The sequence below is a fragment of the Pseudomonas sp. GW822-FHT07A10 genome, assembly GCF_058798795.1.
The window spans coordinates 444,077-470,500 of record NZ_JBXAKV010000001.1 but is presented as its reverse complement, the minus strand read 5'-3'; the positions used below and the strand labels follow the sequence as shown (position 1 = coordinate 470,500).

The following is a 26,424-nucleotide window of genomic DNA, read 5'->3' as shown; positions in this document are numbered from 1 at the left end:
TTGACAAAACCTCAATAAATCACCATTAATGGATCCACTAAATAACAACAAACAACCTTGGAGAATCTCCATGTACCCCAAGAACACCTGGTACGTCGCCTGCACGCCCGATGAAATCGCTGGCAAGCCATTGGGCCGTCAGATCTGCGGTGAAAAGATGGTTTTTTACCGCGGCCACGAGGGTAAGGTGGCGGCTGTCGAGGACTTCTGCCCTCATCGCGGCGCGCCGCTGTCCTTGGGTTATGTGGAAAACGGCAATCTGGTGTGCGGCTATCACGGCCTGGTGATGGGGTGCGACGGCAAGACTGTGGAAATGCCCGGGCAGCGGGTTCGCGGCTTCCCGTGCAACAAGACCTTTGCCGTGGTCGAGCGCTACGGCTTTATTTGGGTCTGGCCCGGCGATCAGGCGTTGGCCGACCCGGCGCTGATCCATCACCTGGAATGGGCCGTCAGTGACGAGTGGGCCTATGGCGGCGGCCTGTTCCACATCCAGTGCGACTACCGCCTGATGATCGACAACCTGATGGACCTGACTCATGAAACCTACGTTCATGCGTCCAGCATCGGCCAAAAGGAAATCGACGAAGCGCCGCCGGTCACAACGATCGAAGGCGATGAGGTGGTCACCGCCCGCCACATGGACAACATCATGGCCCCGCCCTTCTGGCGCATGGCCCTGCGCGGCAACAACCTGGCCGACGATGTGCCGGTGGACCGCTGGCAGATCTGCCGCTTCACCCCGCCCAGCCATGTGCTGATCGAAGTCGGCGTGGCCCATGCCGGCCATGGTGGTTATCAGGCTCCCCAGCAGTTCAAGGCGTCGAGCATCGTCGTCGACTTCATCACGCCGGAAACCGAGACCTCGATCTGGTACTTCTGGGGCATGGCGCGCAACTTCAATCCGCAGGATGAAGCCTTGACCGCGAGCATTCGCGAGGGACAGGGCAAGATTTTCAGCGAGGACCTGGAGATGCTCGAACGCCAGCAACAGAACCTGCTCAGCCATCCCGCGCGCAATTTGCTCAAGCTCAACATCGACGCTGGCGGCGTGCAGTCGCGTCGCGTTCTGGAGCGCCTGATCGCCAGGGAGCAAGCCCCGCTGGAGTCAATGGCATGATCGAAGTGCTGGTGGTATCGCGCAACAACGAAGCCCACGACATCTGCTGCTATGAGCTGGCCAGTGTCGATGACCGACCGCTGCCGGCCTTCAGCGCCGGTGCGCATATCGATGTGCACCTGCCCGGCGGCTTGATCCGGCAATACTCCCTGTGCAACCACCCCGAAGAACGCCATCGCTACCTGATCGGCGTGCTCAAGGACCCAACCTCCCGCGGTGGTTCACTGGCCATGCACGAGCAGATCCACCCCGGCACGCGCCTGCCGATCAGTGAACCGCGCAACCTGTTCCCGTTGGTCCATGAGGCCAGGCGCAGCCTGCTGTTCGCTGGCGGTATCGGGATCACGCCGATCCTGTGCATGGCCGAACGCCTGGCACACAGTGGCGCGGATTTCGAGCTGCATTACTGTGCCCGATCACGGGACCGTGCAGCCTTTGTCGAACGCCTGCAACGCTCGCCTTTTGCCGACCGGGTGTTCCTGCATTTCGATCAGGAACCCGACACCGCGCTGGACGCGGCCAAGGTTCTGGCCACGCCGCAGAGCGACGTTCATTTATATGTGTGTGGCCCCGGTGGCTTCATGCAGCACGTGTTGGACACGGCCAGGAAGCAGGGCTGGCAGGAGCAATGCCTGCACCGCGAGTACTTCGCCGCCGCGCCCGTCGACACTGGCGCCGATGGCAGTTTCTCGATCAAGCTCGCCAGTAGCGGTCAGGTCTTCGAGGTGCCGGCCGACAAGAGCGTGGTGCAGGTGTTGCAAAACCAAGGCATCGAGATCGCCATTTCCTGTGAACAAGGCATTTGTGGCACTTGCCTGACTCGGGTTCTGGAGGGGGTGCCGGAGCATCGCGACCTGTTCCTCACCGAGGATGAACAGGCCTGCAACGACCAGTTCACCCCTTGCTGCTCGCGCTCGAAAACGCCGCTGCTGGTACTGGATATCTGATAAACCGCGCTTATTCCGAGCGGAGAATGACCTTCATCCGCTCCTCGGCCGTCGCTGAGCCGAAGACCTCGGCGTAGCGCAACGTGGCGTTGGCGTGTTCGCGCATGATCGCTTCGGCACGCGCGCCCTGGCGGTTGACCAAGGCATCGAACACCGAATGGTGTTGCATGTGGGCATAGTTGAAGCGTCGGTATTCCCGGACCATATCGTTGCGGTCCACAGCCAGGGCGGTCACCGAAGCGAAGGGCAAATGATCGTTGCGCGCCAGGGCATCGGTGATCGCCGGGTTATGGCTGCCTTCGACGATCACCTCATGAAAACGCATGTTGAGGTCGTGATAGACCTCCAGGTCTTCTATGGTCACGTACCCTTTATCGAACAGCTGATCACCCTGCATCAGGCACTGTTCGAGGGTCGCCCGGGCTTCGTCTGAGAGCCCGCGCTCGGCGGTCTGACGCGCCGCCAGGCCTTCGAGTACGCCCCGTACTTCGACCGCACCGGCAATGTCATCGGGGCTGACCGAACGCACCTGAAACCCGCGCCCGCCAAAACGCACCAGCAAGCCTTCCTGCTCCAGCGTGCGGAACGCCATGCGCACCGGCATCCGCGAAACACCGAACAGCTGCGCCGTGGGGATTTCCATCAACCGCTCGCCCGCCGCCAGTTCGCCCGAGGCGATCATCTTGCGCAATGCGACCAACACCGTTTGACCGGGCTTACTCATCCAGGCAACTTCCAGAAAGGTGGGCCTGCATAGTAACGCAAGAGAGAGACGCCAGGTTTGGGCAGAGGTCGCGGTGTTCAGCCTTGATAGGCAGGATTCTCGATCAGCAGCGCCATACCCTGCCCTCCGCCAACACACGCGGCGGCAATGCCATAACGCAGATTGCCCTCGCGCAGTTGCCTGGCCAGGGTCAGCACCAGACGCAACCCGCTGGCGGCCAAGGGATGCCCCAGGGCGATGGAGCCGCCCCGCCGGTTGAGGCGGTCGCCATCCAGTTCCAGCACCTGCGCCACGGCCAGCACTTGTGCCGCCTGGGCTTCGTTGATTTCCAGCAAGCCGATGTCCTCAAGGGCCAGACCGCTGCGTTGCAGCAGCAACTGGATCGCCGGCGCCGGGCCGATGCCCATGAACTCCGGTGCCACGCCCACCACGGCACTGGCCAGCAAATGGGCCAACACCGGACGCCGCGCCGCAGAAGCTCGCCCCACCAGCGCGGCCGCCGCACCATCGACCACCGCGCAACTGTTGCCGGCCGTTTGCACACCGCCGGCATGCACCGCGCGCAAACGGTCCAAAGCGCTCAGCTCGGTAGGTCGCGGATGGCTATCGCGCGTCACGCGATCCACGCCCCGTGGCAACTGAATACTCCGTGGTTGATAGCCAGCCAGCTCAAAACGCTCATTGCCGATCGCTACCAGTTCCGGTTCGAACCAGCCATCGGCTTGCCCCTGCAATGCCAGTTGATGACTGCACAGAGCGTAGCGATCCACTTCGTCGCGGCTCAGGCCATGCCGCCGGGCCAGGTTGTCGGCGGTGGTGATCATGTCTACGCCTGGGGCCGGGTCGTAGAGGGCTTCCCAGAGAAAGTCCTTGAACGCCACCTCGGCACCGAGCCGGAAACCGCTGCGGTGGGTGTAAGCGGCAATCGGGTTGCGTGACATCGATTCGGCTGCCACACACAGGGCCAGCTGCACGCCGTCATCCAGCTGCCTGGCGGCCTGCCGCAAGAGTTCGAAACCGGTGGCGCAGATGCGCTGCACCCCCAGCGCCGGAGTCTCTTGCGGCACACCACTGTAAAGGCCGATATGTCGAGGCAGCAGGTACGCATCAAAACTGGCCTGGGCCACGGAGCCGGCGAGCACGCTGTCCACCGAGGACGGATCGAGAGCAGCGCGAGCCAATACCTCGCGCCCGACCTTGATCCCCAGATCGATCGGCGAGACCTGAGCCAAGGCCCCGCCAAGGTCGACCCAAGGCGTGCGCAGGGCTTCGAAAATCGCCACATCGCTAAAGCTCGAATACTGCCCCGCACCGTTCATGGCAGAGGTCCGGCGCGCAGGATGGAAGGCTCTTCACCGCGATACAGCGCCTCGACTTTGTCGGCACGCCACTGCAACACCGCACGCTGATTGATCGAGCCCTTGTCGGTGATTTCACCACGGTCGATGGAAGCTGGTTCGTCAAGCAGCGCGATCCATTCCAGGCGGCTGGCATTACCGGTGGCGTCGCGGTTGAGCCGCTGCAGCCAATCGCCGAACCACTGACGCACCTGCGCGCTGGCCAAAACCTCGGCATCGCTGGCGTGGGCACTCAAACCCGCCAGACGTCGGCATTCATACAACCGGGGAAAGACCAGCGCCCCCAGGCACTCGCGGTCCGGTGCGGCCACCACCAGGTCCTGAACATAAGGAGAACCTTCGAGCACCGCACGATTGCGTAGCGGACCGACGCTGACAAACACGCCGGAGCTGAGCTTGAAGTCCTCGGCAATGCGCCCGTCGAACATCAGCCCGAGTTGCGGATCACGGGGGTCAGCCAGTTTCAGCGCATCGCCAGAACAATAGAAACCCTGTTCGTCGAACACCTCGGCGGTCTGCTGCGGCGCGCGCCAGTAACCGGGCATGATGTGCGGCCCGCGAAAACGCCCTTCCAGCTTGCCGTCCACCGGTACCAGCCGCACTTCGCAACCGGGTGCCGGCAGGCCAATGTAGCCGGCCATGGACAGCGGCCCGGTGGTGAACGTGCAGGACGGCGACGCCTCGGTCATGCCAAGCCCGGCCATCATGCGAATGCGTTCGCCACAATGCTGTTCGGCGACCCGGTCCAGGCGATCCCAAACCCGTTGCGACAAACCGGCGGCAGCGAAAAAGAACAGCTTCATGCGCGAGAAGAAACGCTCGCGCAACTCGCCATCCTGCTCCAGAGCGTTGACCAGCTCTTCCCAGCCCTTGGGCACGGTCAGGTAGGCGGTGGGCGATACTTCCTTGAGGTTGCGCAGGGTTTCAGCAAACCCCTGAACGGTCGGCTTGCCGTCGTCCAGGTAAAAAGTGCCGCCGTTGTACAGCACGATGCCGACGTTGTGGCTACCGCCGAAGGTGTGATTCCACGGCAGCCAGTCCACCAGCACCGGAGGTTCTTCACCGAACACCGGGAAGGTTTGCAACAGCATCTGCTGGTTGGCGCAGAGCATGCGCTGGGTGGTGACCACCGCCTTGGGCAGTTTGGTGGAACCGGAGGTGAACAGGAATTTGGCGATGCTGTCTGGCCCGGTAGCCGTGAAGGCGCAATCGGCCTCGGCACCGCCGGGCCGTTCCAGCAGGCTGGCAAAACTCGCCTGACGGCGGCCCGGTACTTGGCCATGCACGGTAACCAGCGGCGTTTCGGCCGGCAGCACCGCGTCGATCGCCCGCTGATAGGTCGCGGCGTCGCTGACGAACACCAGCCCCGGTTGCAGCAGATCGCAGACATGCCGCAGCTTGGCGAAATCCTGGGACAACAACGAATAGGCCGGGGAAATCGGGCTATAGGGAATGCCGGCATACATAGCGCCCAGGGCAATCTGCAAATGCTCGATGTCGTTGCCCGAGAGGATCACCAGCGGTCGATCGGCCGAGAGCCCGTAACTCAGCAGGCTCTGGGCAATGGCGCGGACGCTGTTCAGCATCTCGGCGTAACTCACCCGGCGCCAGTCACCACCGTCCTGGCGAGCGGCGATAAAGGTCTGTTGCGGACGCACCCGGGCCCAATGCACCAAGCGATCGAGCAAGCGTACGGGCAACTCGGCCAAGGGTTCCAGGGAACGCATATGCAATATGCCCTGCTCCTCGCTGACCTCGACCGCAGGACGGCCTATGGATACCTGGCGATAGCGCGGCGCACTGGCTTCGGTCTGGGCTGGCGATCTGAATTCGGAACTCACGTGCTTGTTCTCCATCAAGGCACGCCACCGGTCCGCTGGAAAGCGGTCAACTGGGGGCATGGCAGCCTTGTTATTGTTATATCTGGCCTGCACGCGGGCGATGAGCGCTCTCAAGCGTACGTCGCCCGACGCTGCAACAGCTGCTCAGATCGGGTAGTGCCGCGGTCCGTTCTGCAAGGTCACCCAGCGCAATTGGGTGAAGTGCTCGATGGACGCCTTGCCGCCAAAACTGCCATAGCCGCTGGACTTGACCCCGCCGAAAGGCATCTGTGCCTCGTCGTGCACGGTCGGGCCGTTGATATGGCAGATGCCCGACTCGACTCGCTGAGCCAAAGCCAACGCGCGACCGGTGTCACGACTGAAGATCGCCGCCGACAAGCCGAACTCGGAATCATTGGCCAGACGCAGCAGCTCTTCATCGCCCTTACCGCGCAGCACCACCGCCACCGGGCCAAAGGATTCTTCGCGGTACAGGCGCATGGCATCGGTGACGCTATCGAGCAAAGTCGGCTGCAGAATACTGCCCTCCAACCGGCCACCCGCGACCAGGGTTGCGCCCTTGTCGAGAGCATCGTCGATCATCAGTTTGATCCGTTCACCAGCATTGCTGTCCACCAGGGATCCGAGCACCGAACCTTCCGCATTGGGGTTGCCGGCGGGCAAGGTGGCGATCTTCGCCGCCAGTTTGGCGACAAAGGCATCGGCCACCTTGGCATCGACGATCAAGCGCTCGGTGGACATGCAGATCTGTCCCTGGTTGAAGAAGGCACCGAAGGCTGCGGCCTCGACTGCCGCATCCAGGTCGGCATCTTCCAGCACCAGGAACGGCGCCTTGCCGCCCAGTTCCAGCAACGCCGGCTTGAGATGACGCGCCGACAGTTCACCGACGATGCGCCCGACATGGGTCGAGCCGGTGAAGTTGACCCGACGCACCGCCGGGTTGGCAATCAGCCGTTCGACAATCGCCGCAGCATCCTGGGGCGCGTTGCTGATGACGTTGACCACACCATCACCGAGGCCGGCGTCCTGCAATACCTGGCCAATCAGCCGGTGCACCGCTGGGCTCAACTCCGACGCCTTGAGCACCACGGTGTTGCCGCAGGCCAGCGGCATGGCGATGGCGCGGGTGGCGAGGATGACTGGGGCGTTCCACGGCGCGATGCCGAGCACCACGCCACACGGTTGACGCAGGGCCATGGCGAAGCTGCCGGGCACATCCGAGGGAATGACTTCGCCGGTGATCTGGGTGGTCATGGATGCCGCTTCACGCAGCATGTTCGACGCCAGATGCACATTGAAACCGTACCAGTTGGCCATGGCGCCGGTCTCGCCGGCGGCGGCGATGAATTCTGCGCTGCGGGCCTGCAACTGCTCGGCGGCGCGCAGCAACCGGGTGCGTCGTTCATTGGGGGCCAGGGCCGCCCAGGTGGGGAATGCCGCTTTGGCCGCAGCCACGGCGGCGTCGGCATCTTCCAGGGTGGCGGCGGCAACCCGCGACACGATTTCGCCGGTCACCGGATTACGCCGTTCGAAGGTTCGACCGTCTCGGGCGGGGCACGACTGGCCGCCGATTAGCAGGGGCACGTCCAGCATGGTGATTCCTCTTTATTGTCTTTATCGGGAATACGTTCGAGGGGCTCACAGTAGCGCCGAGGCGCCGGGGCGAACAGCTGGCGGACGCTCGATCGCCCGGCCAGCTCGCCTTGTTCTCAACGCCAGGGCTCAGCGTTTGTAAGCCTGCAAACCGGGCTTGATGCTCTTGTCGTCGAGGAACTGCTTCATGCCCTGCTCGCGGCCACCTTCGGTGTCCAGCAGACGCGACTGATCGAGCTTGGCGTACAGGTAATCTTCGTTTTGCTCCCAAGTGAGTTCGCGGCAACGCTTGAAGCCGTGCTTGGCTGCGCGCAGCACCACCGGGTTTTTCTCCAGCAGGTTACGCGCCAGCTCGATCGTCACCTCACGCAGTTGCGCCAGCGGCACGCTCTCGTTGACCAGGCCCATCTCGGCGGCTTTCTGCCCGCCGAAGGTCTTGCCGGTCATGATGTAGTACAGCGACTGGCGATGGCCCACAGTGTCGGCCATGGCCTTGCTCACCAGGTTGCCCGGCGGAATGCCCCAGTTGATTTCCGACAGGCCGAAAGTCGCTTCATCGGCGCAGATCGCCAGATCACAGGCCACCAGCGGGCTGAAACCGCCACCGAAGCACCAGCCGTTGACCATGGCGATGGTCGGCTTGGCGTACATGCGCAGCAGTTTCCATTGCCATTGAGAGGCTTCGCGGCGGATTTTTTCCTGAAGGATTTCCGGGCCGGCGTCCACTTCGCGGAAGTATTCCTTGAGGTCCATGCCTGCAGTCCAGGCTTCGCCCGCCCCCGTCAGCACCAAGACACCGGCGTCCGGATCCTGCTCCAGGGTTTCCAGAACGTCGATCATCTCGCGGTTCAGAGTCGGGCTCATGGCGTTGCGTTTTTCCGGACGGTTGAGGATGACCCAAGCGATGCCTTCCTCGATTTCCACTTTGACCGTTGTCCAGCGACCTTCGTAATTGCTCATGGCGATGCTCTCTTGTTCTTGGCTTGACGATGGGTAAAAACTAAACCGCAAATATAGTTATGTCAATTAACTATTAATAAAATTAACCGAGTTGTTTTCGTGCCTGAAACGGGCGCAACGCCCATAAATCTGAAAGAGGTCGTGGCTATCCCCTGCCAATCTCGGCAAACTAGATAGCCTTCTTAACCGCCAGCCCGAGGATTCACCCTGCAATGGCCAAGTCTTCCAAGATCGCCGCCGCCCCCGAGGCGCCTGCCGACAGCCCCGAAACCCAGGCGTCGCTGGACGCAGCCCTCGACGACCTGATCGGTTACGCCATGCGCCGGGCGCAACTGAAACTGTTCCAGAACCTGATTGGCCGGCTCTCGGCCCACGACTTGCGCCCGGCGCAGTTCTCGGCCCTGGCGATCATCGACCAGAACCCCGGGCTGATGCAGGCCGACCTGGCCAAGGCGCTGGCCATCGAGCCACCGCAAGTGGTGCCGCTGCTGAACAAACTGGAAAGCCGGGCGCTGGCGGTGCGAGTGCGCTGCAAACCGGACAAACGCTCCTACGGGATTTTTCTCAGCAAGACCGGCGAAACCCTGCTCAAGGAGCTGAAACTGATCGCTGCCGAGAGCGACATGGATGCCACGTCCGCCCTCGACAGTCAGGAACGCGAAGAACTGCTCAGGTTGCTGAAGAAGGTCTATCAGGCCTGAAACGACTTACCAGATCGGCACGGTGTAGAGCACCAGAAAGCGGGTCTGGTTTTCATCGCGAAACGCCGCGCCGGTGGGGAAGTCATTGCGATAGATCGACTTGCGCGCCATCAGCCCGACGTTCTTCAGCGGGCCACTCTGGATCACATACCCCAGTTCCATCTGGAACTCCCGCTCCTTGCGGTCATCGGCATTCAGCGCCGCCAGTTCGATATGGTCACCGCGCACATAACGCAGCCGGCTCTTCAGGCCGGGCACCCCGGCGGCGGCAAAGTCATAGTCGTAGATCGCCTGCCAGGTTCGCTCCTTGGCATTGAGAAAGTCCGAGCTCATGGTCAGCTCACTCATGCCCATCAACTCGGTGCCCGACACATAAGGCGTCGCGGTGTCACCACTGGAGTGCATATAACCCAAGCTCAGGCGATGGCCGCCAAAGCGATAGCCGAACAACGCCGAGAGGTTGCGGTTGTCCACCTTGCCGGCCTTCGCGCTACCGTCCTCGTCGCTGAAAAAACTGCGCAAGTCAGTGGTCAGCGTGCCCTCGCCCACCTGCAGCGTGTGCAGCAAGGCCAGGGTGTTCTGCTGGTAAAGGTCCGCCACTTCGGCGTGATAGGCACGCAGGCTCAGATCCTTGTTCACCTGGTAATCGCCGCCGACATAGGCCATGTGCGATGAGGTGGCCGCACCGTTGAAACGTCGGTTCGGCGAGGCGATGCTCATCGGCTGGTAGTTGGTGGAATCGCGCTTGTTGATGCGATCGATGTAGCCAGTGTTGAAGGTCAGCCCGTCGATGTCCTTTGAACTGAGGGTGGTGCCACGAAACGTCTGCGGCAGCAGCCGTGACGGACTGGCGAAAGCGAACGGCAGGAAGATCGACACATCGCCGGTCTTCACCGTGGTCTGGGCAAAACGCATCTTGGCGGTCATGGCCAGGCGCGAATACTCGTCCGCCGCACGCTTGTCGCTGGCGGACACCGGCAACAACTCGGTGCCGCTGCGGTCCGGCGACGAATCCAGCTTGACCCCCATCAGGCCGCGAGCATCAAGGCCGAAGCCGACGGTCCCCGGGGTAAAGCCCGACTCCATATTCATGATGAAACCCTGAGCCCATTCCCGGGCCGCGGTCTTCGCCCCGTCGTCCTTGTAGTCCCGATCCAGGTAGTAATTGCGCAGGGTCAAGGTGCCGTGACTGTCATCGATAAAGCCTTCGGCCAGCGCCGGAGTGGCAATCACACTCAAACCCAACAGGGCCAGATGACGTGCGCGAACAGGTAAGGTTGAGATCGCCGCGAGGGCGTCCCGAGGGAGATTTGGCATGTTCGATGTCCACTTATTGTTGTTGTTTTTAGAACGGGATCGTCGGGTTGCCCCAAGGATCTCCGGTCAGAGAATGGAAACGCCTGAGGGTGGCGTCAATCCACAATGACCGATAATCGAACATTAATATTATTATCTATTTCTTAAATACATCTTCCACTTTATGTCATCACATTGATTTAAATGAATTTAATGGCATTTTTCAGTAAAAAACCTTGGTCATTCATTTTTTAGTTATCTTTGTTAATCTTAATTTCAGCCTGTTATCGCCTACAGCAATCAGGCTCGCGTTCCCCCGTAAGCCCCAACAAAAACAATAATGAGGTTCGCCATGGACACCCCATCACGTCGCACGACGCTGACCATCGCCCTGTGTTTTATCGTTGCACTGATCGAAGGCTTCGACCTGCAAGCCGCTGGCACTGCCGCCGCAGGCCTGCGCCAGACCTTTGCCCTGGACCCTAAAATGATGGGTTGGGTATTCAGCGCCGGCATCATCGGTTTGCTGCCGGGCGCCTTCTTCGGCGGCTGGATCGCCGATCGCATCGGTCGCAAGAAAATCCTCATCGGCGCGGTGCTGCTGTTCGGCGTGTTCTCCCTCAACACGGCCTATGTCAGCAGTTTTTCCGGCCTGCTGCTGGCGCGCTTCATGACGGGCCTGGGCCTGGGTGCCGCCCTGCCCAACCTGATCGCGCTGTGTGCCGAAGCCGTGGGTGAGCAACGTCGCGGCACCGCGATCAGCATCATGTATGCCGGCGTGCCGTTGGGCGGCGCACTGGCGGCGGTGGTCGCCATGCTGTTCGCCGAGCATTGGCAGATGACCTTCATCATCGGTGGTCTCGTGCCCTTGCTGGTGGTGCCGTTGATGGTCCTGCTGCTGCCTGAGTCCAGCGCCTTTCGCCAGCAACAAGGCAGCGTCAACGTGGCGCGTGCGTCAACCGGCCAGGCGCTGTTCGGCGAAGACCGGACCCGCGTCACCCTGGCGTTGTGGCTGAGCTACTTCTTCACCCTGACCGTGATGTACATGCTGCTCAACTGGCTGCCATCGCTGTTGCTGGAACAGGGTTTCAGCAAACCCCAGGCAGGCCTGGTGCAGATGCTGTTCAACATTGGCGGCGCCCTCGGTTCCCTGCTCGGCGGGCTGCTGCTGGATCGCTGCAACGGTATCAAAGTGGTGCTGTTTGTCTACGCCGGGTTGCTGGCGGCGCTGGCTGGAGTCGGCCTGTCGGTGGGCATCGTCCCCATGGCCATCGCCGGTTTTTCTGCCGGGTTGTTTGTGATGGCCGCGCAGCTGGTGCTTTACGCCCTGGCACCGCCGTCGTACCCGACCTCGGTGCGCGCCACCGGCGTCGGCGCTGCGGTGGCGATCGGTCGCCTCGGATCAGTAGCCGGGCCCTTGGCCGCCGGGCAGATTCTGGCGGCCGGGGCCGGCACCACCGGAGTTTTGCTGGCGACCTCGCCCGGGCTGCTGATTGCAGCACTGGCGATCATCAGCGTGATTGCCCGCTCGGCCGAGCCGCCGTTGCGTACGGCGAACCCGATTGCGGATAAAACCTGACCGGGGCGCCCTCCTTGTAGCAGCTGCCGAGCCTGCGTGGCTGCTGCTACAGATCGTGTTACGGCGAGGTGCGCAGGCACGCATTCACCGGCGGTACGCGCTGCCGCCAAGGCTGAGCCTGCTCCAGTTGCGCGGCCAGGCTCAGCAAGGTCGCCTCTTCGCCGAAGCGGCCAGCGAAATGCGCGCCCATGGGCAAGCCTTTCGGGCTCCAGTGAAGCGGCACCGACATTGCCGGTTGCCCACTGGCATTGAACAACGCGGTAAACGGCGAGTAACTGTGGAAGCGCTCGATCAATTCATCGAGACTCAAGCGGTCGTCCCGCAGGTCCAGTTCGCCGATCGGTACCGGTTCACGGGTCAGGGTCGGGCTGAGGATCAGGTCGTAATCCTGCATGAACAGCGCCAGTTGCCGGCCCAGGGCATGAATCCACTCCACCGCTGCCGCGTATTGCGCGCCACTGGCCCCGCCCTTGTCGCGCAGAATGATCCGCGTGCGGGCTTCCAGCTCCTCGGGCTGTACAGGCGCGCCACGCAATTGGCCCAACAGGTCGACGTAGTTTCGCGTGCTGGCACCGATGATAGTGAACACCTGGTCAAGAAACTCAGGCAGCACCACCGGTAACCGGGCGGGTTCTACCCGATGCCCCAGCGACTCACACAGGCTCGCAGCCTGACGCACCGCCTCCAGGCTTTGTGTGGAAGTCGGCCAAGACCCGATCTGCTCCACCAGGGCGATACGCATTGGCCGCGGAGTCTGTTGTACAGCAGTCACATACGGTTGCGCCGACAGCGGCGCAGCATAGGGCGCACCCAAATCGATTCCCGCCGTGGCGTCGAGCAAAGCCGCGCTGTCACGTACCGATAAGGTGATGCAGTGGTTGGTGCCCATGCCCGCCCAGCCCTCGCCTATCATTGGCCCGGAGGGCAGCAAGCCACGGCTTGGTTTGAGGCCAAAGACTCCGCAGCAGGACGCCGGCACCCGCAACGAACCACCGCCGTCATTGCCATGGGCAAACGGCACTACCCGCGCCGCCACCAGGGCCGCCGCCCCGCCGCTGGAGCCGCCAGCGCTGTGCTCGGTGTTCCACGGATTGCGGGTGGCGCCGAAACGTGTCGACTCGGTGGAATAGGATGTGCCGAACTCCGGTGCCGTGCTGGTGCCGACGATCAGGCAACCGGCGCGGCGCAGGCGGATCACCACCTCGGATTCGAAATCGGCGCGGGCCCCGCCCAGCGCCAGCGAACCATTGGTCATTGCGGCACCCTGCACCGGCGCGAACAGGTCCTTGATCAAGGTCGGCACACCGGCAAACAGTCCGTCCCGAACCTGAGGTTCGAGCGCTGCCTCGCGGGCCTTGTCGTAGAGCCGCTCGGCCACTGCGTTGAGTTGCGGTTCAACCCGCTCCAGTCGCTCGATCACTGCGTCGACCAGCTCCACGGGCTGCACTTCACCACGCCTGACCCAAGCGGCCAGGCCGGTGGCGTCTTCCTTGTCCAACAACTGATGGATGTCTTGCATGTTTGATACTCCGGATCTATTTCAATGACGAATGGGTGGATGGCACGGAAGAGTTCGAGCGGCGGCGCGATAACCCGACGATCGCCCAAAGCAGCGCGGCAGCAAGACTGGCGAAGGCCAGCCATTCGATGGCGTGACGCAGGTCGCCGGCAAACGCACCCAGCACCGCCACCACCAAGGGGCTGACGAACTGACCGAAATACAGGCACGCGGTGAAGCCTCCCAATCCCCGACCACGGGTTCGAGCACTCAAGGCCTCCATCATCGGCGCCATGACATTGGGCACCAGCAATCCCGCGCCCAGGCCATGGATCACCACCGCCAGCACCACTTGGTTGTAGCTTTGCCCGCGCATCAGCAACCACAACCCGAGCGCCAGCAACAGCAGCAACACCGCATTGGTACCGGCGATCCCCAAACGTCGACGCAGCAGCGGCCAGGCCAGGGAACCGCCCAGGGTGGCCAGCAGGCTCAAGCCGGCGGACAGGCCAATCAGGGTGCTGGATGTGACCCCGAGACCCACCAGCAAAATGGGCGTCTGTACCGGCACCACAAAGCTCAGCACCATGCCCGCGAGGATCAGCAGATAACCCAACACCAGCGGCAGAATCGCCACCCGCTCCGGTCCCTGAACCTCAACGGACGGCTGCGTACGAACCGGCTCCCAGAGCACCTTCACCATGGCCGGCACCAGCAGCAGCGGCAGCAAATAGAGGAGGAACGGCAAGCGCCAGGAGTGCTCGCCCAAAGCGCCACCAACGACGAAGAACAACGCACCGACCAAACCGATGGTGACCACCTGACGATTGATGTAGCGCAACCGTTCCTCGCCCTGCCAATAGTCGCCGATCAGGGTCGCGCAACAGGTCATCACCGCCGCCTCGGCCACCCCGAACAGCAGGCGCACGGCGACGATGGACTGCAGGTCTCCCAGCACCGCCGGCAACGCGCCGAGCAAGGCATAGAGCAAGGTGGCGATCACCAGCAACGCCTTGCGCCCGACTCGATCGGCGAGCCAACCGGCCAAGGGCGCGCACACGGCAATCGCCAGCGCCGGTCCGGTGACCGCCAGTGGCACCAGCAGGTCGGCCCGGGAAGTGAGCGGCCCGAACTCGGCACCGAGTTTGGGCAGGATCGGCGCGATCATCACCGAGCCCATGATGGTCAGGCTGCTGCCCAGCACCAGCACCAGCCCTTCGCGGCGTCCCGTGGCCTGACGCACGACAGGCGTCGCCAGGGTTGAAGCGCAATGCACAGAAGTCATGGTCCGGTCCTCAGAAACTTTGGGAAACGCGCAAGGCGACGGTGTAGCCCTCGGCGCGGTTGCTCGCGCCCTGCTCTTTGTAGAGGTGCAGCCAGACCGGCGGCAGGCCCGGTTTGACGTAGCTCACCGCCGGTCCCACGGCCAGCACCCTGGCGCGATTGCCACTCGTCAGGCCCGGGGCGTCGTCATCGGTGAACTGACGGTAGTAGTACCCGCCGATACCGGCGGTCCAGGGGCCGAAGTGCTGGCCCACGGCGAACTCATGCCGGTACTCCACGCCGTTCTTGTAGTCAGTGGCCGGGTTGCGCGTGTTGATGTCCACCTCGAAGCTCGATGACACCTCGAAGCCGGTGTCACTGATGTAAGTGGCATTGACGATGGGGGAAAAAGTCCAGTGATTGAGCCCGGGGGAAATCAGCCGGTTCTTGTCGTAGTCGCCGGTGGGGGTCTGGATCTGAAACTGGGTGTTGACGAACAGGTTGGGCGACAGGTTCCACTGCAGGATCAGCGGCAGAAACTGCACGTCTGCCAGGCGGAACGGATCGGCCTCAAGTTTCAACGGACCGCCCGGCGTCGGCACCTCCAGGGAAGCATCCATCTTGAAGAAAGGCACCACCGTGCCGAAACCGTATTGGGCGCCGAGGACGGTGTAGTCCGTCATGCGCATATAGGCCAGGCCGATGGACAGCACGTCCAGGGAGAGATTGTTGTCCAGAGAACGACCGTGGCGGTCCTTCTGCACGTTGGCCGAATAGAAGGCCGTGCGCAGGCCCAGGGTGCCGAATGGCGTGGCCGGCGGCATCATCCCGGCGCCGAAGTCATAGACGCCCACTGCGGTGGTCGGCGCCCCGTTTTCAGTGGCCTGTGCGCCAGCGCACAGGCCGAACAGCCCCAGGGTGAATACAGTGACGCGGCTGATGCTTGAGTTGTTGTTCTTGTGATTCATCGAATGCCCCTCCCAACCAAATGGTGTGGGCCATCCTAGTAACGACTCCGGTAGGCGGGTTATCCGTTTTCAGCACAGTTAATGGCGACGCAAGGTCTGTGAGGGCGTCTCTCCGAACAGTGTGCGGTAATCGCTGGCAAAGCGACTCAGGTGCCAGAAGCCCCAACGCGCCGCCACCTCTTGCACTCCATGTTCATGGGGGCTGTCACGCAGTTCACGACGCACTGCATTGAGGCGCAACGCCCTTAAATACGCCACCGGATTGATACCCAGGGTTTCCTGGAAACAGTACTGGAGTTTGCGTCGGCTGGCGCCGATGTGATTGCACAGATCGAGGATCGATAATGGTTCGTCCAGATGCCCCAACGCATATTCCCTGGCACGATCGACCATGCGTTTGCGCGCCGTCGGGTTAAGGGGCGCGGCCTGATCCGGCGCGACCAGTTCCAGCAGTTGCACCATCACGGCATCGCGAATGCCATGACGGATCGCCTCATAGCCCAGCAGGCTGTCGTGGCCTTGATCGGCAGCGGCCAGCTCGTCGAACAGCGCCGCCAACTCAGCCTGCACCGAGGAAGCCCCCAGACGGTAACACTTGGGAAGATCGGTAATTTGAAACCGGGCGCCCTGGCGCTCCAGCACATGTTCAAGGGCCTGGACATCAACCGCCACCCCCAACAGATCCAGATGTTCGGGCGTGCGCAGATCGGGCAAGTGATCACCATGGGCCACCAACAGGCTCGCCTCATGAATCGGATGCCCCGCACAAAACACCGCCCCCTGAGCGCTCAGCGGCACGCTGAAGGTGATGGCTCCCTTCCAGGCGCTGCCACTCTTGAGCATCGCCTGATTAGAGCGGTCGCGCGCCAGTTGCATCCATCCGGCGCGAAACTCGATCAACTCGCCTTCAAAGCGCCCGGGCGTCAGCTGGTCATAGCGTACCTGCCAGCCGTCCATGTTCTGTGCGTGCTGATCGATGTCGTTGGTGCGATAACGATGAATCGCCGCAGTCATGTCCGGCGTACCGGTGGCGCCATCCACGCTTGGGTTATTGTTATTCATGGACCTTTCCTGTTGGGCACACAAGGCTTGCAGGCCGTTGGGGAGGCAAGTTCCATTCCGCCGTAACAGGCATTGGCGTAATTGTGCCGAAAACGGCTAGTCGGTCCTCACTGTCCCCGTCCTCGTGTAGCGCTTGCCGAGTCCTCAGCCCTCCTTGAGCAACAGCCCATGCCGGCTCGCTTCAGGCTTTTTTGCGAAGACCTTCTGCGGCAGCAGCAGCCAGGCCAGGGCCGGCAGCAGGATCAGGGCACCGAGCATGTTCACCAGGAACATGAACGCCAGCAGAATCCCCATGTCGGCCTGGAACTTGATCGGTGAGAACGCCCAGGTCGACACCGCGACCGCCAGGGTCATGCCGGTCAGCAACACCACTTTGCCGGTGAACAGCAGCGCCTGGTAATACGCCTGTGCCAGGGTGTCGCCGGCACGCATGCGGGCCAGAATCACACTCAAGACGTAGAGCGCGTAGTCGATGCCAATGCCCACGCCCAGTGCGATGACCGGCAGGGTCGCGACTTTGACCCCCATGCCCAGCCCCACCATCAGCGCCTCGCAAAGAATCGAGGTGAGCATCAGCGGCAGCATCGCGCAAAGGGTTGCGCGCCAGCTGCGGAAGGTCAGCAGGCACAACAGGCTGACCGCGCCGTAGACCCAGAACAGCATCTCGCGCATGGATTTTTTCACCACGATATTGGTCGCGGCTTCGATCCCGGCGCTGCCGGCGGCGAGCATGAATTTGACCTCTGGCATCTGATGCTCGCTGATGAATTTCTCGCTGGCCTGCACCACCCGATTCAGGGTATCGGCCTTGTGATCGGCCAGGTAAACGTACAGCGACAACATCGAACAGCCCTGATTGAACAGCTCCCGCGGAGCACGGGTTTGCACGGCGCCCAGCGCACCGTCATTGGGGATCAGCTCATACCATTTGAAGTTGCCTTCGTTGTAACCGGCCGTGGCGATTTTGCTCAGCGCCGCCATCGAGGTGGTCGACTCCACGCCGGGCAATTGCTCCAGCCGCCAGGCCAACGCATCCACTGCCGACAGGCTCGCGTAACGGGTGCACTGATCTTCCGGAGTCTTGATCATGACCACGAAAATATCCGAGCTGGCCGCATAGTTTTGGGTCATGAACAGCGCGTCGCGGTTGTAGCGCGAGTCAGCCCGCAACTCCGGGGCGCCGGGATCGAGATCGCCGATCTTCAGGTGCAGGCTCACGGCAAAACCGAACGCTGCCAGCAGCAGACCGCCCAGCATGGCGCAAATAGCCCAGCGCCGCTGGGTGAACAAATCGAGCACGCGCCACAACGGATGCTTGATCTGTGCCTGCAGTTCGGCGTTTTCCGAACTCAGGCTGCGTTGCGCCGCTGCCGGGCTGACACCGATATAGCTGAGCAGGATCGGCAACAGAATCAGGTTGGTGAAAATCAGCACCGCCACGCCGAGGCTGGCGGTGATCGCCAGATCCTGAATCACCCGGATATTGATCAGCAGCAGCACCGCGAAGCCCACCGCATCACAGAGCAAGGCGGTCATGCCGGCCGCGAACAGTCGGCGGAAGGTATAACGCGCGGCCACCACCCGGTGGGTGCCGCGACCGACGTCCTGCATGATGCCGTTCATCTTCTGCGCGCCGTGGCTCATGCCAATGGCGAACACCAGAAACGGCACCAGCGCCGAGTAGGGGTCCAGCTCATAACCGAGGACGGCGAGCAGACCCAGCTGCCAGAGCACCGCCACCAGCGAACACGTCACCACCACCAGCGTGCTGCGCGCGCAACGGGTGTAGCCAAACAGCACCAACACTGTCACCAGTACCGCCACCACGAAGAACAGAAGCACCTGGGTCAGCCCCTCGATCAGGTCGCCGACAATCTTGGTGAAACCGGTGATGTGAATTCGCAGGTCGTCGCTCTGGTACTTGTCCCGCAGGGCTTCCAGTTGCCGGGAAAACTCGCCGTAGTCCAGAGCCTTGCCGGTCTGCGGACTGATGTCCAGCAACGGCACGAAGATCACGCTGGACTTGAAGTTGCCGGCCACCAATTGACCGACCTCACCGGAACGCGCGACGTTGGTCCGCACCTGTTCGATACTGGCCGCCGAGCCATCGTAGTCGTCGGGGATCACGGTACCGCCATCGAGCCCTTCCTCAGTCACGGCAGTCCAGCGCGTGGTCGGGGTCCATAACGATTTCATGTAGGGCCGGTCGACACCCGGCAGCAGATAGAGCTCATCGTTGAGGCTGGCCAGGGTGTCGAGATAGTCCTTGGTGAAAATGCTGCCTTGTTTGACCTCCACGGCGATCCGCAGCGAGTTGCCCAGGCCGCTCAACTCACTGCGATTCTCCAGGAAGTTGGCGACATAGGGATGCCCCGTGGGAATGGTTTTCTCATAACTGGCATTGATGCCGATGCGCGTGGCTTGCCAGCCGAGCACCAGCGTCACCAGCAGACACAGCAGGATCACCAACGGTCGATGGTTGAAGATCGCCCGCTCGGCGAAGTTGCCCGACGCCTGGTCGAAGTCTGCCAGGCGGCCGATCACGGTTTGGGTTTTGTCGTCTTTCAAGTCTGACTCCTGTTGCACGGGCCGTGGCCCGATAGCGCTACACCGCGAAGATTCAAGGTTTGCCAGAGGCTCGTGGATCCTGGTCAGCGGCCACACCGCTCAAACCGACGCTGGCCAGACTGCCGTCGGCCGCCTGTTGCACGGCCGCGACCGTCCCGCCGCTGCGGCTCTGACGTTTGTCGAAGCTACGACCCTGGTCATGGCTGAATAAAAGTTCGCCGCCCTGGCTGGCCAACAGCAGGCTGCCATCGCGCAGTTCGATGGCGCTTGCCAGTGTTGATTCGGTGCCGGTGTCGAGGCGTCGCCAACTGCCGCCACGGTCATCGGACCACCAGGCGTTACCGCGCAAACCATAGGCAATCAAGGCGCCACCGCGAGTGCTGAGCAAGCCGAAAAAGCTGCCTTCATAAGGTGACTTCAAGGCCTGGAATGAATGCCCGGCATCGGTCGAACGCAACAGCAAACCGCGCTCCCCCACCAGCAGCAGATCGTTGCCCGAGACGCGGATGCCATACAGGTTCAGGCCCTGCGGATTGTCCACATGCCGCATCCACGGCTGCCAGCTTCGCCCGCCGTCGTCGGTACGGTAGATCTGGTTGTAGGCGCCAACGACGTAGCCGTGCAGGCGGTCACTGAAGTACAGGTCGAGAAACGGTTTATCCGGTCCGTCGTCGAGCATCTGCCGGGCCTGCGCCAGGTTGCCGGCGCCGCCCGATTGATTGGCTTCGCGCTCAGCGGCCTGCACCGCCAGCGCGGCGGCACGCTCACCGTCGAGTTGCTTGTGCCAGGTTTCACCGCCGTCCTCGGTGTGCAACACCACGCCCAGATGACCGACTGCCCAACCCTGCTCGGCATCGACGAATTGCACCGCCGTCAGGCTGACGCTGACCGGCACACTGGCCTGGCGCCAATTGACTCCAGCGTCATCCGAGAGCAGCACAATCCCGCGCTCGCCGACCGCCACTAGCCGCTCACCGGCCCGGGTCAGCCCGAGCAATGCCGCGCGCTGGGCCTTGGCGGTCGACAGTGCCGGCTGCTGCAGTACTGCAAACGTGCTCGCCTGGGCGTTGAACACACACGCCATCAAGCCCAATGCCAGGACGCACGCGCCCCGGCGCAGGCCGAAGCCCGCATAGCGTTTTTGCCCCATCATGTCGGTATCCCACTCGCAAAGTCACAGGCGACCGCAGCGCGCACCCTCACCCACCGCGGCCTCCCTCAGGTTCAACGCATGTTTTCGTTGGCCATGGCATCCGGCGTGAAATAGGACGCCGAAGGTTTCGCGACTTTCTGGTACTGGACCGCCAGATCGTTGCTCGAGGAGTTGAGGAAGTAAGCCCCGGTGTCGAGGTTGTAGCTGCCCCACATGACCTGCGCGGTGAGGGCCGGCAGGTCCGGCGCCAGCAGCGTCAGCGAATACATCTGCCGTCCGAGCTTGCCCTGGGCGTCATAACCGTCGGCCATCAGGATCTGCCAGGAGTCTTCGTCGATGTAGTAAGTCCGACGCGGCACCACATGGCGCTTGCCGGATTTGAGCGTGGCCTCGACCACCCAGACCCGATGTTTCTCCCAACGCACCAAGTCAGGATTGAGGAAGTTCTGTTTGACCAGGTCGTCGCTCTTGGCCAGGGCGGCGCGGTTATTGTTGTAGGCGACGATCAGTTCTTTCTTGCCCATCAGCTTGAGGTCATAGCGATCGGTAGGCCCGAACAGCATGAACGCTTCGTCGAACAGACCGACCCCCGAGGTCACGAAGTCCGGGGTGTCGTAGGCAATGTTCGGCGCCCGACGCACCCGGCGCTGGCCGACCAGATACTGCCAGGCCGCACGGTTGGCCGGGTCCAGGTCCCAATGGGTCATCAGGCCTTCGCCGGCCTTGGACGACGGCAGTTCGGTCAGCAGCTTGCCCACCAGGTACTTGCCGGAAAAGTTTTCCAGGCTGCCGCCTTCAACGTAGTAGGGAAACTGGTAGGTGTACTGGGCGCGGGTCGCCTGGACTTTCTTGCCGCCGGCGGTCATCAGCCAGGTATCGAAAGGCGAACTGATGGTGTCGCCACCCTGCCAGGACAATCGATAATTCCACAGCACTTGCGTACCGTTTTCCGGGATCGGGAACGGAATGCCGCCATAGGCGCCGGTGACTTTCTCGCTCGCCACGTCCAGCGTGGCGCGGGTGGCATTCTTGCCGGTGTTGTCATACACCCATTGCGGGGCTGCCGCCGAGCGATGGGTCGGGTAGACGTCCAGGCGATAGTCCGGGTATTTCTTCAGCAGCAGTTTGGTGCCTTCGGCCAATACATTGGCGTACTGCTCCATGTTCGAGGCCTTGATCGAATACAGCGGTTTTTCACCGGCGAATGGATCGGGACGTTTGTCACCTGGCTTGTAGCCAGGCGCGACCTTGGTGTAACCGCCTTGCCAGGCCGGGATGCTGCCATCGGCGTTGCCGGCGCGCTCGCCACCAAGGGGTGTCAGTTCAGTCTTCAAACGTGCAGCCTGCTCAGGCGACACGGCCGCCTGCGCCAGGCTCATGCCGGCAAGGGCCAGGGTGAGGACGCAAGTGTTGAGAAATGCTTTGTTCTGCATGGCGAATCCACCTTATTAGAATGAGGTTTTCACGTAGAGCGAGACGAAGTCGCGGTCGGCCAACGACTGCCCGTAACTGAAATTGCCGTCCTCGCGCAGCCCGGCTTTTGGGGCACCGAAGAAGTTCACGTAGTTCAGGCCGACATCCCAGCGCTGCAGGTAGGTGGCCTTGAGCCCGACACTCCAGTCGCCGGAATGGGTATTGCCGAAGCCCGATTTGTTGACCGCCGAAGAGCGCCCATCGAGTACCACACCCATGCCGATCGGCACGGTCAGGTCGATCCCGTCGACAATCTGGAAGTACGCCGGCTCCACCAATACCCGCAGCGCCGTGGCATCGCGGGTGGTGTTGGCATCCAGCGCGGCGGCGTTCTCGGTCACGCTCAGGGTGCGGTTCCAGGCCAGCTCGGCCAGTGCCGAGCCGCCATCCCAAAATGCGGTGGGCGATAACAGGTAAATCGCCGACAGGTTGGCGTGAGCGGTTTTGCCCCTGGCAAACAGTGAGTTATCGCCGCCATCGGCCGCCACGCCAGGGGCTACCACTTGCAGACTGCTCACCAGCGGCGCGTTCCAGCGCACGGAAGTTTCACCGGCAAAGTTGAACGGCCCATAAGCGGTGGAGAAGCTGACGCCGGCAGTCTTGATGTCTTCGGCGTAGACCTGACGATAGGAACTCAGGATCGGCAACCCGGTGGCGGCCGCAGCCGTACCGTCGAGGTAGGCGTACAGGCCGGTCGGGGTTTTGTCATGATACTGCGCAGCGTAGAAACCCAGCTCCAGCTCGGTGCCGGTCGGCTTGAAGCGGATCTGCATACCGCCCTGCCCCGAATTTCGCGGTTTCAAATCGCCGCCATTCACCGTGTCGTTGCCGAACACTTCGCGCAGTGAACCGCTGCCGTAACCGATGGCATCGATATCGCTCAGGTAGCTGCCGGCGCCGGGCACATTGGAGCGTTCCCACTCAAACTGGTAGTAAGCGCCCACCGACAGCTGCGGGTTGATCTGCAACTGCCCGGAGATCTGATTGACCGGACGCAGGATCTCCTTGAACTGGGTCCCCGGCACGCTCAGCAACTTGACCACATCGGTCGGGCCCTGGGCATTGGCAATGCCGTTGCCACCGTAGAACAGGCTTTCGCCGTAGATCAGGCTGTGTCGGCCCAGACGCACCACGCCCTGGGAGTCTTCACCGAGGTCACCGCGCAGGAACACGAAGGCGTCGAGAATTTCCGCGTCGCGACCGTGGAGCTTGCGGGTTTCGCTGAGGAAATGCGTTTGCTCGCTGCTGTCGGTGCCCTGGTTGTAGATATCGTCGTACCAGGCTGCGCCGCTCACACGCAGGCCATAGTTTTGCCGGCTGAGGTCCATTTCAGAAAACAGGTCCAGACGATTGGAGACCAGGCCACTGCTGAAGTTTTTATCGCCCTGACTCTGGATCGACGGGTACAGGCCGTTGGCGGTCGGTGCGTTGACCAATCGGCTGTCCTGCCCCTGAAGACGCCAGGCCTGGCTGTACTTGATGGTGTTGTCCCAACGCAGTTTCCAGTCGGAATCACCAAGGTCCATTTGCATGGCCTCGACCCTTTCGACCATCACACCGGCGCTGCATAACGCCAGAAACAGGGCGCAATGCTTGAAACGAAAGCAACGTTTAACGTTGTCCATGGACGCTCCTCATTATTTTTATTTTTTGGCATGGCTTTGCACTTGTGGCGAGGGGGCTTGCCCCCGCTGGGGCGCGCAGCGGCCCTAAAATCAGCCGGTTTACGACTGCTTCGCAGCCGAACGGGGGCAAGCCCCCTCGCCACATGGTTTCAGATGTAGGTGGAGGCCAATCCGCCATCGACGGCCAGGTTGACGCCGTTGATCCAGCGCGACTCGTCGGCACACAGGAAAGCGATCACCGCCGCTACCTCATCGGCATAAGCGGGGCGTTTCATGCGATGGGCATCGGCCTGGGTTCGGGCCTCACCGAGCATGCTCACGAAGTCGCCGAGGATCGGTGTGAAAACCGGACCTGGCGCGACGCTGTTCATGCGCACCGAATGTTCGAGAAACCAGGGTTGGGCCTGCAGGTAATTCCAAACGATCAAGGCTTCCTTGAAATACTGGTAGCAGGTCTGGTCCGGTACCGGGTGCTCGGCCAGCCAGGCCTGCCCGGCGGCGAAACCTTCGATGCGCGCCAGTGCCTTGTGCTGTTCCAGACGTAACGGCCACTCGGCGCCGAGGATCGAGGCGATATTGACGATGCTGCCGCCTGCGTTGATGCGTGGCAGCAACGCGCTGCTCAAGTGGCGCAATCCCAGGTAGTTGACCCGCGCCAGCAGTTGCGGGTTTGCAGTGCCCGGCACCCCGGCGATATTGCACAGGCTGTCGATCCGTGCCGGTAGCTGCGCCAGCAACCGGTCGATGTTCTCGGCACTGCTCAGATCGCCCTGAACAAAACCATCCAGGGTCATGTGCGGCGCCTTCAGGTCCACGCCAATCACGTGGGCGCCGTGGCTGCGCAGCAGGCTTGCCGTGGCCGCGCCGATACCCGAAGAGACGCCGGTCACCAGCACAATCTTGTTGTCGAGTTTCATGTTGAGTCCTCTTATTATTTTTGTGTACTCGGTGAGCCGACCTACCTTGTCGGCCCGGAAAAACCGGCCCGTCAGAACGGGTAACGCGGCGCCTTATCCTTGACCGTCACCCATTGCCATTGGGTGTATTCATCCCAGTCGGCCGGGCCGCCAACGCTGCCGGCATTTCCTGAGCTGCCGCGTCCGCCGAAGGGGTTGATGCATTCGTCGGCCACTGTCTGGTCGTTGATGTGCAGCAGCCCGCAATTGAGTTGCTCGCCCATCGCCATCGCGTGCCCGACCGAAGGCGAAATGATCCCTGCGGACAAGCCATACTCGGTGCGGTTGGCCAGGTCGATGGCCTCATCGTCGCTGGCAAAACTCACCACCGTGGCCACCGGGCCGAAGATTTCCTCGTCGAATGCACGCATGCCCGGGCGCACACCGGAAAGCACCGTGGGTTGGTAGAAGAGCTGCTCATACTCACCGCCGGCTTGCAGAGTTGCCCCGGCCGTCACACTCTCCGTAACGATTTCATGCACTCGCAACAGCTGGCGTTTGTTGATCAACGGTCCCAGCACCGCCTCACCGCGAGCGGCATTGCCGACCGTGATTGCCCGTGCCTTTTCTGCCAGCCGGCGGACCAGTTCTTGTGCAATCGACTCATGGGCCAGGATGCGTCCGGTGGCCATGCAAATCTGCCCCTGATGCAGCCAGGCACCCCACGCGGCGTTGCTGGCCGCCAGTTCGAGATCGGCGTCTTCGAGCACAATCAACGAGTTCTTGCCGCCCAGCTCCAGGGCGACTTTTTTCAGATGACGCCCAGCCAGCTCCGCGACTTTGCGCCCCGCTGCGGTGGAGCCGGTGAACGCGATCATCCGCACATGCGGATCGCGGCACAGCGCTTCTCCGGCTGGCGCCGCACCCGGCAACACCTGCAGCAAGCCCTTGGGCAGACCGGCCGACTCGAACAACCGGGCAATGATGAAACCGCCACTGACCGGGGTCTGCGGATCGGGCTTGAGCACCACGGCGTTGCCCGCCGCCAGCGCCGGCGCCACCGAACGCAGGGACAACACCAGAGGAAAGTTGAACGGCGAGATCACCCCGACCACGCCATGGGGCAATCGGCGTGCATAGGACAAGCGCCCCGCTTCGCTCGGCAGAACCAGACCATGGGGTTGCGACAGCAGCCCGGCCGCCTGATGCAGCAACACGATCGCCTCACGGACCTCATGTTCACCCTTGAACAGGCTGCCGCCACTTTCCCGGGCGATGTACAACGCCAGTTCGGCAAAGTGCTGCTGAGCCAATGCGGCAGCTTTACGAAAGATCTCTGCGCGTTCCCGTGGTCCCAATGCCGCCCAGGCAGGTTGAGCACGAGCGGCGTTCAGACTGGCAAACGCGATGTCCGCTGCATCGGCCAAACCGGTGACGGTCAACACCTCGCCGGTGGCCGGTTCGATGACGCTATGGCTGCCGCCCAATGGACGTAGCCAGTCGCCATTGAAGATGCGTTCACGCCATGGCTCGTCCCGCAGAAAATCAGATGGTTCACTTACAGACATTTCGGTCTCCCGGCTCTTGTGTTTGTCATTGCCTGACGCGGCCTTGCTAAAACGATGCAAGGCGTCTGCGTGGTGAAAGCGCTAGAGCAAGGGCTGTGCCGACTTCCCGCATTGCGCCGCATTTCAACTGGCGAAGGCTCTGGCCTGCGGGCTTTAGAGGGGCATTTGCGAATAGGACAAGGTGCTTGGCGTACAGCCGGCAGCTCGCCACTTGTCCAAATGATAAAGTTATGT

General features: G+C 62.2%; 20 protein-coding genes. 4 read left to right on the top strand and 16 right to left on the bottom strand.

Annotated elements, in window-relative coordinates; all coding sequences use genetic code 11:
• Nucleotides 1–70: 70 nt before the first annotated feature.
• Both AC1RL4_RS01985 and AC1RL4_RS01980 read left to right on the top strand, forming a co-directional pair.
• Nucleotides 71–1,117, top strand: a complete 1,047-nt coding sequence (locus tag AC1RL4_RS01985; protein WP_096480358.1) for a Rieske 2Fe-2S domain-containing protein — start codon at nucleotides 71–73, stop codon at nucleotides 1,115–1,117.
• Nucleotides 1,114–2,064 carry a PDR/VanB family oxidoreductase gene (locus AC1RL4_RS01980; protein ID WP_230172202.1) on the top strand — a complete coding sequence of 317 codons (951 nt, stop codon included), beginning with the start codon at nucleotides 1,114–1,116 and terminating at the stop codon, nucleotides 2,062–2,064. The genes AC1RL4_RS01985 and AC1RL4_RS01980 overlap by 4 nt, the downstream gene beginning before the upstream one ends.
• A 10-nt stretch (nucleotides 2,065–2,074) precedes the next feature.
• On the opposite strand, the gene AC1RL4_RS01975 is transcribed toward AC1RL4_RS01980, so the two are convergent.
• The 5 genes from AC1RL4_RS01975 to AC1RL4_RS01955 all read right to left on the bottom strand — a co-directional run bounded on the left by AC1RL4_RS01975 (nucleotide 2,075) and on the right by AC1RL4_RS01955 (nucleotide 8,540).
• Nucleotides 2,075–2,788: a GntR family transcriptional regulator gene (locus AC1RL4_RS01975; RefSeq protein WP_493118992.1), complete on the bottom strand. Its 714-nt coding sequence runs from the start codon at nucleotides 2,786–2,788 to the stop codon at nucleotides 2,075–2,077.
• Nucleotides 2,789–2,865: 77 nt separating this feature from the next.
• On the bottom strand, nucleotides 2,866–4,107 hold the full coding sequence (locus AC1RL4_RS01970) for a thiolase family protein (protein ID WP_019578624.1): 1,242 nt from the start codon (nucleotides 4,105–4,107) through the stop codon (nucleotides 2,866–2,868).
• Nucleotides 4,104–5,987: a feruloyl-CoA synthase gene (locus AC1RL4_RS01965; protein ID WP_028940826.1), complete on the bottom strand. Its 1,884-nt coding sequence runs from the start codon at nucleotides 5,985–5,987 to the stop codon at nucleotides 4,104–4,106. The genes AC1RL4_RS01970 and AC1RL4_RS01965 overlap by 4 nt, the downstream gene beginning before the upstream one ends.
• Before the next feature lie 144 nt (nucleotides 5,988–6,131).
• Complete coding sequence (locus AC1RL4_RS01960) at nucleotides 6,132–7,580, bottom strand: aldehyde dehydrogenase (protein WP_028940827.1); 1,449 nt, start codon at nucleotides 7,578–7,580, stop codon at nucleotides 6,132–6,134.
• A gap of 129 nt (nucleotides 7,581–7,709) precedes the next feature.
• Complete coding sequence (locus AC1RL4_RS01955; RefSeq protein WP_007895816.1) at nucleotides 7,710–8,540, bottom strand: p-hydroxycinnamoyl CoA hydratase/lyase; 831 nt, start codon at nucleotides 8,538–8,540, stop codon at nucleotides 7,710–7,712.
• A gap of 212 nt (nucleotides 8,541–8,752) precedes the next feature.
• On the opposite strand from AC1RL4_RS01955, the gene AC1RL4_RS01950 reads away from it, so the two are divergent.
• On the top strand, nucleotides 8,753–9,241 hold the full coding sequence (locus AC1RL4_RS01950; RefSeq protein WP_018927890.1) for a MarR family winged helix-turn-helix transcriptional regulator: 489 nt from the start codon (nucleotides 8,753–8,755) through the stop codon (nucleotides 9,239–9,241).
• 6 nt (nucleotides 9,242–9,247) lie between these two features.
• On the opposite strand, the gene AC1RL4_RS01945 is transcribed toward AC1RL4_RS01950, so the two are convergent.
• On the bottom strand, nucleotides 9,248–10,558 hold the full coding sequence (locus AC1RL4_RS01945; protein WP_019578621.1) for an OprD family porin: 1,311 nt from the start codon (nucleotides 10,556–10,558) through the stop codon (nucleotides 9,248–9,250).
• Nucleotides 10,559–10,889: 331 nt separating this feature from the next.
• On the opposite strand from AC1RL4_RS01945, the gene mhpT reads away from it, so the two are divergent.
• A complete protein-coding gene (gene mhpT, locus AC1RL4_RS01940) occupies nucleotides 10,890–12,116 on the top strand; it encodes a 3-(3-hydroxy-phenyl)propionate transporter MhpT (protein ID WP_018927888.1) in 1,227 nt (408 codons plus the stop codon).
• Between the two features lie 58 nt (nucleotides 12,117–12,174).
• On the opposite strand, the gene AC1RL4_RS01935 is transcribed toward mhpT, so the two are convergent.
• From AC1RL4_RS01935 to AC1RL4_RS01890, 10 genes are all read right to left on the bottom strand, one after another.
• Complete coding sequence (locus AC1RL4_RS01935; RefSeq protein ID WP_230172199.1) at nucleotides 12,175–13,635, bottom strand: amidase; 1,461 nt, start codon at nucleotides 13,633–13,635, stop codon at nucleotides 12,175–12,177.
• Between the two features lie 16 nt (nucleotides 13,636–13,651).
• Nucleotides 13,652–14,899, bottom strand: a complete 1,248-nt coding sequence (locus tag AC1RL4_RS01930) for an MFS transporter (protein ID WP_096480361.1) — start codon at nucleotides 14,897–14,899, stop codon at nucleotides 13,652–13,654.
• Nucleotides 14,900–14,909: 10 nt separating this feature from the next.
• A complete protein-coding gene (locus AC1RL4_RS01925; protein WP_028940830.1) occupies nucleotides 14,910–15,845 on the bottom strand; it encodes a SphA family protein in 936 nt (311 codons plus the stop codon).
• 78 nt (nucleotides 15,846–15,923) lie between these two features.
• The gene (locus AC1RL4_RS01920; RefSeq protein ID WP_019578617.1) at nucleotides 15,924–16,907 is read right to left on the bottom strand and encodes a helix-turn-helix domain-containing protein; all 984 of its coding nucleotides are present in this window, start codon (nucleotides 16,905–16,907) and stop codon (nucleotides 15,924–15,926) included.
• Between the two features lie 144 nt (nucleotides 16,908–17,051).
• Nucleotides 17,052–19,475 (bottom strand): efflux RND transporter permease subunit, encoded by a 2,424-nt coding sequence (locus tag AC1RL4_RS01915; protein ID WP_230172197.1) that lies wholly within the window; start codon nucleotides 19,473–19,475, stop codon nucleotides 17,052–17,054.
• Between the two features lie 52 nt (nucleotides 19,476–19,527).
• Entirely contained in the window at nucleotides 19,528–20,628 is a 1,101-nt protein-coding gene (locus AC1RL4_RS01910; RefSeq protein WP_230172195.1) for a WD40/YVTN/BNR-like repeat-containing protein, read from the bottom strand.
• Between the two features lie 71 nt (nucleotides 20,629–20,699).
• On the bottom strand, nucleotides 20,700–22,061 hold the full coding sequence (locus AC1RL4_RS01905; RefSeq protein WP_230172193.1) for a DUF1329 domain-containing protein: 1,362 nt from the start codon (nucleotides 22,059–22,061) through the stop codon (nucleotides 20,700–20,702).
• A 15-nt stretch (nucleotides 22,062–22,076) separates the two neighbouring features.
• Nucleotides 22,077–23,726, bottom strand: coding sequence for a DUF1302 domain-containing protein (locus AC1RL4_RS01900; protein WP_230172186.1), 1,650 nt, complete (start codon nucleotides 23,724–23,726; stop codon nucleotides 22,077–22,079).
• Nucleotides 23,727–23,875: 149 nt separating this feature from the next.
• Nucleotides 23,876–24,643: a coniferyl-alcohol dehydrogenase gene (locus AC1RL4_RS01895; protein WP_019578612.1), complete on the bottom strand. Its 768-nt coding sequence runs from the start codon at nucleotides 24,641–24,643 to the stop codon at nucleotides 23,876–23,878.
• Nucleotides 24,644–24,714: 71 nt separating this feature from the next.
• Entirely contained in the window at nucleotides 24,715–26,190 is a 1,476-nt protein-coding gene (locus AC1RL4_RS01890; RefSeq protein WP_019578611.1) for a benzaldehyde dehydrogenase, read from the bottom strand.
• Nucleotides 26,191–26,424 lie beyond the last annotated feature (234 nt).

What these genes read in the sequence shown, in the direction of transcription:
- AC1RL4_RS01985 (WP_096480358.1), top strand. Translation starts at nt 71, where the DNA reads ATGTACCCCAAGAACACCTGGTACGTCGCCTGCACGCCCGATGAAATC.
- AC1RL4_RS01980 (WP_230172202.1), top strand. Translation starts at nt 1,114, where the DNA reads ATGATCGAAGTGCTGGTGGTATCGCGCAACAACGAAGCCCACGACATC.
- AC1RL4_RS01975 (WP_493118992.1), bottom strand. Translation starts at nt 2,788, where the DNA reads ATGAGTAAGCCCGGTCAAACGGTGTTGGTCGCATTGCGCAAGATGATC.
- AC1RL4_RS01970 (WP_019578624.1), bottom strand. Translation starts at nt 4,107, where the DNA reads ATGAACGGTGCGGGGCAGTATTCGAGCTTTAGCGATGTGGCGATTTTC.
- AC1RL4_RS01960 (WP_028940827.1), bottom strand. Translation starts at nt 7,580, where the DNA reads ATGCTGGACGTGCCCCTGCTAATCGGCGGCCAGTCGTGCCCCGCCCGA.
- AC1RL4_RS01955 (WP_007895816.1), bottom strand. Translation starts at nt 8,540, where the DNA reads ATGAGCAATTACGAAGGTCGCTGGACAACGGTCAAAGTGGAAATCGAG.
- AC1RL4_RS01950 (WP_018927890.1), top strand. Translation starts at nt 8,753, where the DNA reads ATGGCCAAGTCTTCCAAGATCGCCGCCGCCCCCGAGGCGCCTGCCGAC.
- AC1RL4_RS01945 (WP_019578621.1), bottom strand. Translation starts at nt 10,558, where the DNA reads ATGCCAAATCTCCCTCGGGACGCCCTCGCGGCGATCTCAACCTTACCT.
- mhpT (WP_018927888.1), top strand. Translation starts at nt 10,890, where the DNA reads ATGGACACCCCATCACGTCGCACGACGCTGACCATCGCCCTGTGTTTT.
- AC1RL4_RS01935 (WP_230172199.1), bottom strand. Translation starts at nt 13,635, where the DNA reads ATGCAAGACATCCATCAGTTGTTGGACAAGGAAGACGCCACCGGCCTG.
- AC1RL4_RS01930 (WP_096480361.1), bottom strand. Translation starts at nt 14,899, where the DNA reads ATGACTTCTGTGCATTGCGCTTCAACCCTGGCGACGCCTGTCGTGCGT.
- AC1RL4_RS01925 (WP_028940830.1), bottom strand. Translation starts at nt 15,845, where the DNA reads ATGAATCACAAGAACAACAACTCAAGCATCAGCCGCGTCACTGTATTC.
- AC1RL4_RS01920 (WP_019578617.1), bottom strand. Translation starts at nt 16,907, where the DNA reads ATGAATAACAATAACCCAAGCGTGGATGGCGCCACCGGTACGCCGGAC.
- AC1RL4_RS01910 (WP_230172195.1), bottom strand. Translation starts at nt 20,628, where the DNA reads ATGATGGGGCAAAAACGCTATGCGGGCTTCGGCCTGCGCCGGGGCGCG.
- AC1RL4_RS01905 (WP_230172193.1), bottom strand. Translation starts at nt 22,061, where the DNA reads ATGCAGAACAAAGCATTTCTCAACACTTGCGTCCTCACCCTGGCCCTT.
- AC1RL4_RS01900 (WP_230172186.1), bottom strand. Translation starts at nt 23,726, where the DNA reads ATGGACAACGTTAAACGTTGCTTTCGTTTCAAGCATTGCGCCCTGTTT.
- AC1RL4_RS01895 (WP_019578612.1), bottom strand. Translation starts at nt 24,643, where the DNA reads ATGAAACTCGACAACAAGATTGTGCTGGTGACCGGCGTCTCTTCGGGT.
- AC1RL4_RS01890 (WP_019578611.1), bottom strand. Translation starts at nt 26,190, where the DNA reads ATGTCTGTAAGTGAACCATCTGATTTTCTGCGGGACGAGCCATGGCGT.